The sequence below is a fragment of the Shewanella aegiceratis genome (assembly GCF_019457495.1).
In the GTDB taxonomy this organism is placed as follows: domain Bacteria; phylum Pseudomonadota; class Gammaproteobacteria; order Enterobacterales; family Shewanellaceae; genus Shewanella; species Shewanella loihica.
Genome location: NZ_CP080416.1, coordinates 3,054,758 through 3,067,580 on the forward strand (window position 1 = coordinate 3,054,758; position 12,823 = coordinate 3,067,580).

Consider the following 12,823-nt stretch of genomic DNA (forward strand, 5'->3'; position numbering starts at 1 on the left):
AACTTCCTTAGCTGCCCTCAGGCAGTTAATCATCTGATTTAACGTTTTTTTCAAGCTGTTTGACGCGTTGGAACAATTCATCAAGTTGCCTGAATCTGACGGTATTACGTCGCCACAACTTGTTTTCCATCGCAACGGTAGCAGAAGAGTATACACCAGGCTCACGAATAACACTCGTCACATTGGTGCCACCTGAGATATGGGTACCGTCGGCAATCGACAGATGCCCTGCCACGGCGCTGCTGCCGCCTATGATACAGTATTTACCTATGGTACAGCTGCCGGCAAAGGTAGAGCTACCGGCCAGCGCGGTGTTTTCACCTACCACCACATTGTGTGCAAGTTGCACCTGGTTGTCGATAATAACGCCATCGTGGATCTCTGTGTGATCCAGGGCGCCGCGGTCGATACTGGTGCAGGCACCTATCTCGACACGGTTACCAATACGCACCCCACCAGTTTGTGGGATCTTGATCCATTGACCACGCTCATTGGCATAACCAAAACCGTCAGAGCCGATCACTGTGCCCGAATGCACGATACAGTCCGTACCCAGCTGTACGTCATGGTATAGGGTCACGTTGGCCCACAGGATGGAGTTTGAACCGACGATAACATCCTGACCAAGCACACAGCCGGGACCTATCTGAACATTCTCACCTAAGATAACATTGGCGCCGATCACCGCATTGGCCCCTATGGCGACGCCTTCACCCAGCTGGGCGCTAGGATCGATAACCGCACTGGGGTGAATAGCCTCGGCGGCCCTAGGCGTGGTGTCGAGCAGCTGAGCAACTCTTGCAAAACCGACATAGGGATCGGCTAACACTATGGCATTGCCGCTATAATGCTCGGACATCTTGGGCGAGAGCAAAACGGCAGAGGCCGCCGTGCCTTCTAACTGACTCTGGTATTTGGGATTCGCCAGAAAGGAGATCTCCCCCGCCTGTGCCTTCTCCAGCGTGGCGACACGGTGAATAGTCACCGTCTCGTCACCCTTGACCTCGGCATTCAGATGGGCGGCGATCTCACTTAGGGTATAACTTGTCATCAATGCTTAGCCTTTGCTCAGAGCTTCAACCACTTTGCTGCTGATGTCTGAAGTCGGCTTCACGTAGATCACGGCGCCGCGCTGTAGCACTACGTCATACTTCTCTTTCTCGGCGATAGCGCTGATGGCTTTTTGAACCTTAACCAATAGCTTGTTTTGCTCTTCACCGTTACGACGACGCATATCTTCATCCAGCGCCTTGCCCTTGAGCTGCAGCTCAGCCTTGAGAGATTCCATCTTGCGCAGCATCTCAGTCTTCTGCGTTTCGCTCATCAGGGCCGCGTCGCGTTGCTGCTTCTCTAGCATGCCGCGAAGCTCTTCCTGCATCTTCTGTACGCCAGCCACACGATCGCCGAATTCGGTTTTCAGCGTTTTGCTGACTTCTTCGCGCTGTGGTAGCTGCTCAAATACCGCCTGCATATCGACAACGGCGATCTTTTCAGCTTGTGCTGCAATTGGTGCGCCTAACAGAACCAACACCATCATTGCGCGATTAAACATCTTATTCAAAATAAACTCCTTATAATCAGCAAAACTTGCCGATGACTTTTTATTTAAATTAGTTCTACTTTAGAAAGTTTTACCAATGTTGAACGAGAAGATCTCTGTGTCATCATCTTCATATTTTTTGATTGGCCATGCAAGACTAAATACCATAGGTCCCATTGGCGACAACCATTGAACGCTCATCCCCGCCGAGGCACGGATACGTCCTGGGTCGGAATAGTCAGACAACTTGTCAAACTGCTCAGCCGGCAGGAAGCGATATGAGTCGTAATCGAACTCGGTATCCCAAACGTTACCCGCATCGACGAAGAAGCTGGTACGAACCGAGTTAGTGTAGGCCTCATCCAGGAATGGGGTTGGCACTATCATCTCGACACTCGCCGTAGCGATGGCGTTACCACCGATAGAGCGGCCACCGCTCACAGTGACACGGTTAGGATCCCCTGGCAAGGTACAAGTATCCCCTGCAGGATCTGGCGAGCACGGCTCACTACCACGATACAGGTAGAATGAACGTGGACCCACAGAGTTAGACTTGAAGCCACGCAGTGAACTGCTACCGCCCGAGTAGTAGTTCTCCCAGAAAGGTAGGATCTGGTCGTTGTCGTTGTACTGACCATAACCGTTACCATAACCCAGGCGCGCCTTAGTCAGGAGCACGAAGCTGTGGCTGCGATTGACTGGCCAGTAGAAGCTGGTATCGAAATCTGTCTTAAAGTACTGCAGATCCGAACCTGGCACCGTCATCTTGCCGCTCAGACGCTGTGACGAACCATCGGTTGGGAAGGTGCCGCGGTTAAGCGTGCTGCGGTACCAGCCGAGGGTCAGCTCGAAGTTATCGAACGACAGGTCGGCGTTAGGATCGTTGGCATCACGATAGATGTTGTAGAAGCGCAGGGCCTGCTCGTAGGCCGAGATCTCCGAGATACTGTTGTGACGATAGCCGATACCACCGTTGATACGGTTGTATTCGTTGATCGGGAAGCCAGAGTTGACCGCAATACCGTAAGAACTGTTCTTATAGCGTTCGAGGTTCGCTTCCTGAGCGTCAAACTCGTTCCAGTAGATGCTACCACCCAGGCTCACGCCATCTTTGGTGAAGTAAGGATCTGTGTAGTTGATATTGACGTTCTTCGAGTATTTGTTGGTATTAAGGTTGATACCTGCCTGGTTACCTGTACCCAAGAAGTTACTCTGCTGCACACCAAACTGTAGGCTCAGGCCCGACTCGGTACCATAACCCACACCCGCGTTGAACGAGCCTGATGGCTGCTCCTTCACGGTGAAGTCGACGTCCACCAGATCGTCTGTGCCCGGCACCTGAACCGTCTGAGTATCGACGGTTTCGAAGTAACCCAGGCGGTTCAGACGCGCCTTGGATTGCTCAACCTGGGCCGAGTTCAGCCAAGCGCCTTCCATCTGACGCAGCTCGCGGCGCATCACCTCATCTTTGGTAACCTGGTTACCGGTAAAGTTAATGCTACGCACATAGACGCGCTTACCCGGCTTGATGTTGACGTTGAGGGCGACCTCTTTGGTCTCATCATCGATCTCAGGGTAGGTCTTCACCTCAGGATAGGCATAGCCGAAACGGCCCAGATACTTACCATACATCTCTTCGGTAAAGGTCACGTCTGCGCCGTTATAGGTATCGCCTACCTTGATCGGCAGAATCGCCTGCATCACCTCTTCACGGCCCATGAGGTCGCCAGTCAGGTTAACTTCTTTAACCTTGTACTGCTCACCCTCATCGACGTTGATGGTGATGTAGAGACCCTTACGGTCAGGGGTCATCGCCACCTGAGTGGAGGTCACCTCGAACCGGATATAACCGCGGTTGTGGTAGAAGGTCTTGATGGTTTCAAGGTCGGCCTGCAGCTTCTGCTTCTGATAGCGGCGCTCACCGAAGAGATCCCACCATGCCACATAGTCTTTCAGCTCCAGCATGCCGATCAGTTCGGCGTCGCTAAAGACAGTGTTGCCCACCACGTTGATCTGACGAATCTCTGCCGCCAAACCTTCGGTAAACTTAAACTTCAACTCGACACGGTTACGTGGCAGGTTGATCACCTGAGCCTGAACCTTGGCTCCATATTTACCCACGCCATAGTAGAAGTCTTGCAGGCTCTTCTCGATGCCACTGAGCATGGTGCGATCCAGCGACTCACCGGCCTTGACGCCACTGCCGTCGAGACTCTCTTGCAGCTGCTCGTCTTTAATGTCTTTGTTGCCTTCGAAGGTCACTGCGCTGATGGTAGGCCTTTCTTTGACCGTCACCACCAAGACGCTGCCATCGCGGCTCACCTCGATATGCTCGAAGTTGGTCGAGGAATACAGGCTCTTGATCGCCTGCTGCAGACGCAGTTCGTCGACCGTGTCTCCCACCTTGATAGGAATATTCAATAGCGCCGCACCCAGTGCAACACGCTGCAGTCCCTTAACCTGGATGTCGGTCACTTCAAAAGGCTGGAATGTATCGGCCCAACCCTTCCCTGATAAAGACGCACCGACTAATAACATCGAGGCAAAAATTTTATTCAATCTCATAGAGCACTTCTAATTATGTGTGTGTCCTTGCTCAGAGTCGGGAAAAATCATTGAAAAGGGCGATACTCATCAATATTAGCAGCAAGGCTGCCCCAAATCTGAATCCAATTTCCTGCACCTTTTCCGGTACAGGCCTGCCTGTGATCACTTCGATGAAGTAATATAACAGATGCCCGCCATCAAGCACGGGTAAAGGCAATAAATTAATAATGCCTAAATTCACGCTGATTAATGCCAGGAATCCTAAAAAGTAAACTAAACCATAATTGGCGCTGTTTCCCGCGCCCTGAGCGATAGAGATTGGGCCGCTCAGGTTCTTCACCGACACATCACCGGTAAAGAGTTTGCCAATCATCTTAATGCTGACCGATACAAGTTGCCATGTTTTATCGGCGGCGACCATGAGAGACTCACCGACACCGTATTCCAGTTGCAGACGCATCTCATCGGGCCAAGGCGCCTGGGTCGGTGCCACGCCAATCACGCCCTCGACCTTACCGCCGTCAATAGTGCGCGCTTTAGGAGTGACATTGAACTTAAGCTGCTCACCATCGCGTCTGATGGTCACGCTGATAGGCTTGTCGGCCGATGCCTTGATCTTGGCAACAAACTGATCCCAATCGCCATAAGATTTGTTATCGACGGCGACTAAGGTGTCACCTAGGCGCAAACCAGCCGCGTAGGCGGCGCCATCTTCGTCGACAAAACCGAGCTTAGGGGTGATGGCAGGCCTAAAGACATTGAGGCCCAAAGAAGTAATGGGCGACTCAGTCTCAGGATTAAACTTCCACTGGCGGGTATCTAGCTTATGGGTGCGCTCCTCGCCCATCACGCCCGACAAAGGGGCCAGCGTGACGTCGATGGCATCATCGCCTATGTGACCGACCAAGGCGTAGGTCACCTCTTCCCAGTTGCGTACGCTGCGATCGCCAACGGCAATCACCTGCATCGGCTTCTTGACCTGAATCACCGCCGCCGGCGAGCCGGACTGTGTCGATTCGATCACAGGTTTAATCGAGGGCACCCCGATAAGGTACATGATGTAAAGGGCGAAAATGGCAAACACGAAGTTGGCCATGGGGCCGGCACCGACGATGGCGATGCGCTGCCAGACAGATTTACGGTTAAAGGCCTGGGGCTTTAGCTCGTCGGCAACGGTATCGACCCGCTCGTCGAGCATCTTCACATAGCCGCCAAGGGGGATCATGGCCACCACGTACTCGGTACCATCGGCGCCGATCTTACGCCATATGGCCTTACCGAAACCGATAGAGAAACGCTCAACTTTCACGCCGCAACGTCTGGCCACCCAGAAGTGACCATATTCATGGGCCGTGATGAGAATTCCAAGGGCGATAATGAATGAGCCCAAGTTCCACAAAAAGTCTAGCATTCCTCTCCTTATCTCTGCTTATCTTTGCTTACGTAAGCCACGAAAGCCTTTAAACTAGCTAGCGCGAGCCTTACAGCTTGGCGACCCGCTCCTGCGCAACACGCCGTGCCAGGCCGTCCAGCGCCAAAATATCTTCTATGGTGTCTAAACTACGCTGCTCGACATGACTCAGGCAATACTCGTTTACCCGTGCGATATCGGTAAAAAGTATCAATCCTGCCAGGAAGGCCTCGACCGACACTTCGTTGGCCGCGTTCAATACCGTGGTGGCTTCCTGTCCCTGCTCGCAGGCATCTATGGCCAACTTCAGACAGGGGAAGCGATTGAAGTCGGGTTCAAGAAAGCTTAACTGTCCGACTTTGAAAAAATCTAAAGGTTCAACGCCCGCCGAAATTCTTTGCGGATACGCCATGCAGTGCGCGATGGGGGTGCGCATGTCTGGGTTGCCCATCTGGGCCAACACGCTACCGTCCTTATACTGCACCATAGAGTGGATCACGCTCTGGGGATGCACCACCACCTTGAGTTGCTCTTTGGTGGCATTAAACAGCCAACGGGCCTCGATATACTCGAGTCCCTTGTTCATCATGCTGGCGGAATCGACCGAGATCTTGCGGCCCATCGACCAGTTAGGATGTTTGCAGGCCTGATCCGGCGTCATCTGACTCAGACTATCGAGATCTGAGGTGAGAAAAGGTCCGCCCGATCCGGTCAACAGAATATGGGAGATGCCGGCACCGGCCAGATCGCAGGCGCCAATGGCTTGCTGGGCAGGCTCTGGCAAACACTGGAAGATGGCGTTGTGCTCACTGTCTACTGGCAACACCTTGGCGTTTGAGCCCTGCATCGCATCGATAAACAGACGACCCGACATCACCAGTGACTCTTTGTTGGCCAGCAGCACCCGCTTACCTGCCTTAACCGCCGCCAGTGTGGCAGGTAGACCTGCCGCACCGACGATGGCCGCCATGACGCAATCCACCTCGGGCAGCGCGACGATAGCCGCCAACTCATCTTCGCCCGAAGAGACGGCAATCGCCATGTGCGCCGGCAAACGACGCTGCAACTCGGCCGCCGCCTGGGGATCGACCATATGGGCTATCGATGGATTGTACTTGATACACAAGTCGAGCATCTTATCGACACTCTTATGGGCGACCAGGGCAAAGGCCTTGTAGGCCTCAGGATTTTGCTCGATAACGCTCAGGGTACTGGCGCCGATAGAACCTGTGGCGCCTAGAATCACCATTTTCTGCATGGTTACATCCAAAATGCGATATAAATTAGGGTAAAGATGGGCAGCGCCGCCGTCAGGCTGTCGATGCGATCCAGCACCCCGCCATGACCCGGCAATATGGTGCCAGAATCTTTAATGTCGGCCACACGCTTAAACATACTTTCCGATAGATCCCCAAGGGCCGAAACCAGGGCGACAAATAGGGTCACGCCGATCACGAGTCCCAGCTCCTGCTCTGGCGAGACCATCATCACGCCCGCCACGACCACCATGGTAGTCACCAGGCCACCGAGCAGCCCCTCGACGGTTTTCGCCGGACTTACGTTAGGCATCAGCTTGTGCTTGCCCAGGGCCTTACCGGCAAAATAGGCTCCAGAATCGGTCGCCCACACGGTCAGCATCACCAGGAATACCAAGGCGCCGCCATAGTATGGCATGCTCGCCGTGCTCAGGGCCTTTAGCGCGATCAGCGCGGTAAAACAGGGCACTAGGGTCAGCTGGCCGAACATGGATTTCAGCATGTGGCTCTTACCCCAGAGGGCGGCGCTTTTAGGGTAGCTGAGCACCAGGAATAACGAGATGACCCACCACATGGCGCCAATCAGTGTGATGGCGAGATAGACAGGATGTAGCTGTCCCTTAAACCAAACCTCTTCGGTGGGCACCAGGAGGTTTAACGCCACCAGCAAGATGCCTATGGTCAGGGTGAAACTCCACTGGGTCACATTACAGCGCTTGTCTATGATGCGTCCCCACTCTTTGGCGGCGATCAGGAACACAGCCACCAAAGCCCATGAAAAATACTCCACAGGGAAAAAGAAAATGGCTCCCATCACCAATGGGATCAACCATACTGCTGTTATTATTCTATGTTTTAGCAAAACTTTCCCTCTTAAATTTATTACTCAGCCTGCAAAGTCTCAATTTGAGAACCCGTCAATCCAAAACGGCGCTGCCGGGTAGCAAATACGGCTACCGCATCTTTAAAGGCCTGTTCATCAAAATCTGGCCACAACACATCAGTAAACACTAACTCTGCGTAAGCCGCTTGCCATAACACAAAGTTACTAATGCGAAAATCGCCACCGGTGCGAATCATTAAATCAACTTCCGGTTGATTTTGCATGCTTAAATGCTGACTTAGCGCCTCCTCGGTGAACTGACTGCTGGTCATTTCGCCAGATTCCACCTTTTTGGCTAAGGTTTGCGCCGCCTGCACTATGTCCCAGCGACCGCCGTAGTTGGCTGCCACATTGAGGATCAAACCATCGTTGTTGGCCGTCTTCTCCATCGCCGCGGCGATCTGCTTTTGTAAGCGGGCAGAAAAACGACTGATGTCCCCTATGATGTTGAGCCTGACCCCGTTTTTATCCAGTAGTTTTATTTCTCGTTGTAAAACGGTGAAAAACAGCTCCATCAAGAGGCTGACTTCTTTCTCGGGTCTGCGCCAGTTTTCACTGGAAAACGCAAACAGGGTTAACGAACCTATCCCCATCTCACGCGCCATACTCACCGCGCGACGAACAGTCTTTACACCGGCCTTATGGCCCACTACACGGGGCTTGCCCTGTGCCTGTGCCCAGCGTCCGTTGCCATCCATGATGATCGCCACGTGCTTGGGAATAGACTGTTTTACCAGCTCTGCGAGTGCTTCATTAGATAACTCAGAGCCAGATTGAGATTCGATTGACATCTATTACAACCCTTAAAAATAGCAAACGCCGTGTAGTATACCCCTACACGGCGTGCGAACTCTAGTAACGAAACAGGGAGATTAGACTTCCATCAACTCTGCTTCTTTTGCCGTCAAGATCTCATCGATCTGCTTGATGTGAGCGTCAGTAAACTTCTGAATCTCATCTTCAGTGCGGCGTACATCGTCCTCGGTACACTCTTTCTCTTTCTCTAGCGCTTTCACGTCAGAGTTAGCGTCACGACGTACGTTACGTACGGCGATACGACCGTTTTCAGCCTCGGCGCGAACAACCTTGATCAGGTCCTTACGACGCTCCTCGGTCAGTGCTGGTAGTGGAATACGGATAGTCGTACCGGCAGACATAGGATTTAGACCCAGATCTGAACTCATGATCGCCTTCTCAACCGCTGCAATCATAGTGGTATCAAAGACAGTGATTGCCAGAGTACGAGAATCTTCAATAGATACGTTACCTACCTGCTTAAGCGGAGTTGGCGTACCATAGTAAGGCACCTTGATCGAATCAAGCAGACTTGGGTGAGCACGACCAGTACGTACTTTAGCCATTTGATTCTTAGTCGCTTCAACACACTTCGCCATACGGCTCTTTGCATCTTCTTTGATTTCGTTAATCACGTTAAATATCCTTAAATTCGTTCGTATCGGGTTATTTATTCGGCAGTCTTACGGCTACTTCTAATAAGCGTACCTTCATGGTCGCCCATGATAACACGTCGTAGCGCACCAGGCTTGTTCATATTAAACACTAAGATAGGCATATCGTGATCTCTTGCAAGGGTAAATGCCGCAAGATCCATCACTTTCAATTCTTTTTCCAGGACTTCGCCATAACCCATCTCGTCATATTTTACCGCTTCTGGGTTCTTGACTGGGTCATCAGAGTAAACACCATCTACCTTAGTGCCCTTGAGTACCACTTCGGCTTCGATCTCGATACCACGCAGGCAGGCGGCAGAATCTGTGGTACAGAAAGGATTACCCGTACCGGCGGCGAAGATCACCACGCGGCCAGATTTAAGCAGGCTAATCGCTTCGGCCCAGTTATAGTCGTCACAGACGCCTTTCAAGGGGATGGCCGACATCAGGCGGGCATTCACATAGGCCCTGTGCAGCGCATCGCGCATCGCCAGACCATTCATTACGGTTGCCAACATGCCCATATGGTCGCCCACCACACGGTTCATGCCAGCTTGTGCCAGGCCTTCACCACGGAATAGGTTACCGCCACCAATCACAACACCTACCTGAATACCAAGCTCAACCAGCTCTTTAATCTCTTGTGCCATGCGATCTAGCACCTTGGGATCGATGCCAAAGCCCTCTTCGCCCATCAGGGCCTCGCCACTCAGTTTGAGAAGAATACGTCGAAAAGCAGGTTTTGGATTTGTGCTCATAGTTGTTTGTCCTGATAAATGCCGATGGGTAACGTGCCAATTATATAGAAAAAAAAGCGCTGTGCAGCAATCTAATTGGCATAATAAAACCGCAGCGAATGCTGCGGTTTTTAGGGTATCTTACAACTGGCGATTACGCCTTAGAAGCGGCGATTTGCGCTGCTACTTCAGCGGCAAAATCTTCTTCTTTCTTCTCGATACCTTCACCAACTTCTAGACGAATGAAGTTAGTTACTGTAGCGCCTTTCTCTTTTAGGATTTCGCCAACAGTCTTCTTAGGCTCCATGATGAAAGCTTGACCAGTCAGAGAAACCTCACCGGTGAACTTCTTCATACGGCCAGCAACCATCTTCTCAGCGATCTCTTGAGGCTTGCCTTCGTTCATCGCGATTTCGATCTGAACGGCTTTCTCTTTCTCAACAACTTCAGCTGGTACGTCTGATGGGTTAACGTATTCAGGCTTAGAAGCAGCAACGTGCATAGCAACGTGCTTCAGAGTCTCTTCGTCAGCTTCACCAGTTACAACAACACCGATACGGTCGCCGTGACGGTAAGAAGCTTGGCTAGCACCATCGATGTACTCAACGCGACGAACGTTGATGTTTTCACCGATTTTAGCAACTAGCGCAACACGAGTTTCTTCGAACTGAGCTTGTAGGTCGGCAATAGATACTTTGCCAGCTGCAGCAACATCCAGAACTTCGTTAGCGAAAGCCAGGAAGTTAGAGTCTTTAGCAACGAAGTCAGTTTGACAGTTAACTTCTAGAAGTACTGAGAAACCTTCGCCTTGCTTGATCAGGATAGTACCTTCAGCAGCGATGTTACCTGCTTTCTTAGCAGCCTTTGCAGCACCGCTCTTACGCATGTTTTCAATCGCTAGCTCAATGTCACCATTGGTTTCAGTTAGCGCTTTCTTACAATCCATCATGCCAGCGCCAGTACGCTCGCGTAGTTCTTTAACTTGGGCAGCAGTAATTGCCATTGTTAAATCCTCTATAGGTAACTCTACAAATCAAATGTGAAAAAACAGGGGCCTTAGGGCCCCTGTTCACCAATTATCTATCTTGGTTAATAAGGGCGATGAAATTCATCCCGCCTTTATTATTCAGCTTCTACGAAACCGTCTTGCTCAGCTTGTACAGCTAGGTCTTGACCACGACCTGCTTTAGCAGCCGCTGCTACTGACTCAGCATACAGACGAATTGCACGCATAGCGTCATCGTTACCAGGAACGATGTAGTTGATGCCGTCTGGAGAAGAGTTAGTATCAACAACAGCAACAACTGGGATACCTAGGTTGTTAGCTTCTTTAATAGCGATATGCTCATGGTCAGCACCGATAACGAAGATAACGTCAGGTAGGCCGCCCATGTTCTTGATACCACCAAGAGACTTTTCTAGCTTCTCAAGCTCACGAGTACGCATTAGCGCTTCTTTCTTGGTCAGCTTGTCGAAAGTACCGTCTACAGACTGGCTCTCAAGATCTTTTAGACGCTTGATTGATTGACGAACTGTTTTCCAGTTAGTCAGCATGCCGCCCAACCAACGGTTGTCAACGTAGTATTGATCACAAGAAATAGCAGCTTCTTTGATCGCTTCGCTTGCAGCGCGCTTAGTACCAACGAAAAGTACTTTACCTTTCTTAGATGCTACGTTGCTGATGAACGCTAGTGCTTCATTGAACATAGGCACAGTGTGCTCTAGGTTGATGATGTGTACACCGTTACGAGCGCCGAAGATGAAAGGCTTCATCTTAGGGTTCCAGTAACGAGTTTGGTGACCGAAGTGAACACCGGCCTGAAGCATGTCGCGCATTGAAACTGTAGTCATTTTTTTACCTTAAAAAATTGGGGGTTAGACCTCCACGCATCCCATATCTCCGACCTAAATAGGCACCCCGAAGAACGTGTCGATACGTGTGTGATTTAGTATTTAGTCATAGCCATGTATAATGGCCGCCACATTCGCTCAAAGATGGGGTCACAATGAACCTCATCGGCAAGAGTCAAACATAACGGCGCGCTTTATACCATAATATCGGCGCCAACACAAATTTTTAGCGCCTTGAGGCGCCCCAAATTCGACTACCGACACAACAGAGAAAGCTTAATGAGTATAGTGATAAAAACAGCCGAAGAGATCGAAAAAATGCGCGCGGCAGGCAAGCTGGCCGCCGAGGTGTTAGAGATGATTGCTCCCCATGTTAAGGCCGGGGTAACCACAAACGAACTCAATGATATCTGTGCGAAATATACCGAAGAGCAAGGCGCAATTTCGGCCCCGTTAGATTACCATGGCTTTCCTAAATCTATCTGTACTTCTATCAACGAAGTGATCTGCCACGGCATCCCAAGCGATCGCGCCCTGAAAGATGGCGACATCATCAATATCGACATCACAGTGATCAAAGATGGCTACCATGGCGACACCTCTAAGATGTTCCTCATCGGTGACGTCAGCGCCAAAGATAAGCGCCTGTGCCGCGTGGCTCAGGAAAGCCTGTATGAGGCAATCAAGAAGGTGCGTCCAGGCATGAAACTGGGCGAGATCGGCACCATCATCGAGAAATATATCAAGAGCAAGAAAACCGGCCTGGAAAAATACAGTATCGTCACCGACTACTGTGGCCACGGCATCGGCGCCGGCTTCCACGAGGAGCCGCAGGTGATGCACTACAAGAACAATGACAAGACGGTACTGCGTCCTGGCATGTGTTTCACCATAGAGCCGATGATCAACGCCGGTCGTCACACCAGCGTACTGGACAAGGACGACAACTGGACGGTGACCACCTCTGACGGTAAAAACTCGGCTCAGTGGGAACACACTTTGCTGATCACCCCAACGGGTGTAGAGGTCCTGACCCTGCGCGAAGAAGAAAACTTCCCCCGCATCATCAACCACTAATCGCACACGCAGCTAAATTGTGGTTTACTCCCATAGCAGGCCATCCGGCCTGCTATGCTCGCTCTGAGGT

The 12,823-nt window shown here is 51.4% G+C and carries 12 protein-coding genes; 1 reads left to right on the forward strand and 11 read right to left on the reverse strand.

Translation table 11 applies throughout. The features are described 5' to 3' along the window. Positions 1 to 25: 25 nt before the first annotated feature. The 11 genes from lpxD to rpsB form a co-directional block, all read right to left on the reverse strand. Positions 26 to 1,051, reverse strand: coding sequence for a UDP-3-O-(3-hydroxymyristoyl)glucosamine N-acyltransferase (gene lpxD, locus K0H80_RS13410; RefSeq protein WP_220071902.1), 1,026 nt, complete (start codon positions 1,049 to 1,051; stop codon positions 26 to 28). Between the two features lie 6 nt (positions 1,052 to 1,057). Next, a complete protein-coding gene (locus tag K0H80_RS13415; protein ID WP_011866423.1) occupies positions 1,058 to 1,552 on the reverse strand; it encodes an OmpH/Skp family outer membrane protein in 495 nt (164 codons plus the stop codon). A gap of 69 nt (positions 1,553 to 1,621) precedes the next feature. Then, the gene (gene bamA, locus K0H80_RS13420) at positions 1,622 to 4,105 is read right to left on the reverse strand and encodes an outer membrane protein assembly factor BamA (protein ID WP_220071903.1); all 2,484 of its coding nucleotides are present in this window, start codon (positions 4,103 to 4,105) and stop codon (positions 1,622 to 1,624) included. Between the two features lie 31 nt (positions 4,106 to 4,136). Further along, positions 4,137 to 5,498 carry a sigma E protease regulator RseP gene (gene rseP / locus K0H80_RS13425; RefSeq protein ID WP_220071904.1) on the reverse strand — a complete coding sequence of 454 codons (1,362 nt, stop codon included), beginning with the start codon at positions 5,496 to 5,498 and terminating at the stop codon, positions 4,137 to 4,139. A gap of 70 nt (positions 5,499 to 5,568) precedes the next feature. Beyond that, positions 5,569 to 6,756, reverse strand: a complete 1,188-nt coding sequence (gene ispC / locus K0H80_RS13430) for a 1-deoxy-D-xylulose-5-phosphate reductoisomerase (protein WP_220071905.1) — start codon at positions 6,754 to 6,756, stop codon at positions 5,569 to 5,571. Between the two features lie 2 nt (positions 6,757 to 6,758). Next, positions 6,759 to 7,616: a phosphatidate cytidylyltransferase gene (locus tag K0H80_RS13435; RefSeq protein ID WP_041406674.1), complete on the reverse strand. Its 858-nt coding sequence runs from the start codon at positions 7,614 to 7,616 to the stop codon at positions 6,759 to 6,761. A gap of 20 nt (positions 7,617 to 7,636) precedes the next feature. Continuing rightward, on the reverse strand, positions 7,637 to 8,428 hold the full coding sequence (gene uppS, locus K0H80_RS13440) for a polyprenyl diphosphate synthase (protein ID WP_144200298.1): 792 nt from the start codon (positions 8,426 to 8,428) through the stop codon (positions 7,637 to 7,639). Positions 8,429 to 8,509: 81 nt separating this feature from the next. After that, a complete protein-coding gene (gene frr / locus K0H80_RS13445; RefSeq protein WP_011866429.1) occupies positions 8,510 to 9,067 on the reverse strand; it encodes a ribosome recycling factor in 558 nt (185 codons plus the stop codon). A gap of 35 nt (positions 9,068 to 9,102) precedes the next feature. Beyond that, a complete protein-coding gene (gene pyrH / locus K0H80_RS13450) occupies positions 9,103 to 9,846 on the reverse strand; it encodes a UMP kinase (RefSeq protein ID WP_011866430.1) in 744 nt (247 codons plus the stop codon). A 133-nt stretch (positions 9,847 to 9,979) separates the two neighbouring features. Further along, positions 9,980 to 10,828, reverse strand: a complete 849-nt coding sequence (gene tsf, locus K0H80_RS13455; protein WP_011866431.1) for a translation elongation factor Ts — start codon at positions 10,826 to 10,828, stop codon at positions 9,980 to 9,982. Between the two features lie 119 nt (positions 10,829 to 10,947). Next, positions 10,948 to 11,676: a 30S ribosomal protein S2 gene (rpsB, locus tag K0H80_RS13460; protein ID WP_011866432.1), complete on the reverse strand. Its 729-nt coding sequence runs from the start codon at positions 11,674 to 11,676 to the stop codon at positions 10,948 to 10,950. A 234-nt stretch (positions 11,677 to 11,910) separates the two neighbouring features. Here rpsB and map point away from each other — a divergent pair, with 234 nt between their 5' ends. Next, a complete protein-coding gene (map, locus tag K0H80_RS13465; RefSeq protein ID WP_223294717.1) occupies positions 11,911 to 12,753 on the forward strand; it encodes a type I methionyl aminopeptidase in 843 nt (280 codons plus the stop codon). Positions 12,754 to 12,823 lie beyond the last annotated feature (70 nt).